Raw genomic sequence first — 499 nt, 5'->3', positions numbered from 1 at the left:
AAGCACAAGCCGAATCCGAACGATGCGGATATCGATGCGGCGATGACGCCGGTGGTGTGCCGTTGCGGCACGTATCCGCGGGTGCGGGCGGCGATTCATCTGGCGGCGCGGCGGATGGGGTAGGGCGCATCGCACGGATTCGGCACGACGCCAGAATGATCGCCACGTCACCGCACGCTCGAAATCAGGCGGCAGCCGCATGTGCCACGATGACCGGCGCGAGCAAGCGGCACGCCGTTATCGATCATCGTGTCGTCGCCCTCGATGATGACGTTAGGCTGAATCTGCGGGTGTAGCGGACACTCGATCAGGTCGCCCTTGCGCGCGAGTGCTATGCCGTCGTAGTCCGCCGTTGTCGAGGCGGTGACGACTTTGCCGCCGTGGTCGGTGGTGTCGCCGAGCCGAATAAAATCCATGTCGTTGTCCTGGATCAGTTTGCTGGGTCAGTTTCTCTTCGGCGGGACGATTTCAGGCGTGCGCGGCAAGGGAGGCGCACCGG

Annotated in this window: 1 protein-coding gene and 1 pseudogene; one reads left to right on the top strand and one right to left on the bottom strand. The window is 63.9% G+C overall.

Annotated features, from left to right (window positions below):
• Nucleotides 1–123: pseudogene (locus tag F3J19_RS32925) on the top strand ((2Fe-2S)-binding protein); the annotation flags it as partial.
• A 44-nt stretch (nucleotides 124–167) separates the two neighbouring features.
• Here F3J19_RS32925 and F3J19_RS32325 read toward each other — a convergent pair.
• Nucleotides 168–416 carry a PAAR domain-containing protein gene (locus tag F3J19_RS32325; RefSeq protein ID WP_167050555.1) on the bottom strand — a complete coding sequence of 83 codons (249 nt, stop codon included), beginning with the start codon at nucleotides 414–416 and terminating at the stop codon, nucleotides 168–170.
• Between the last annotated feature and the right edge of the window lie 83 nt (nucleotides 417–499).

Source organism: Burkholderia sp. Ax-1724 (genome assembly GCF_011752995.1).
Taxonomy (GTDB): Bacteria; Pseudomonadota; Gammaproteobacteria; order Burkholderiales; family Burkholderiaceae; genus Paraburkholderia.
This window is presented reverse-complemented; position numbering and strand designations above follow the sequence as displayed.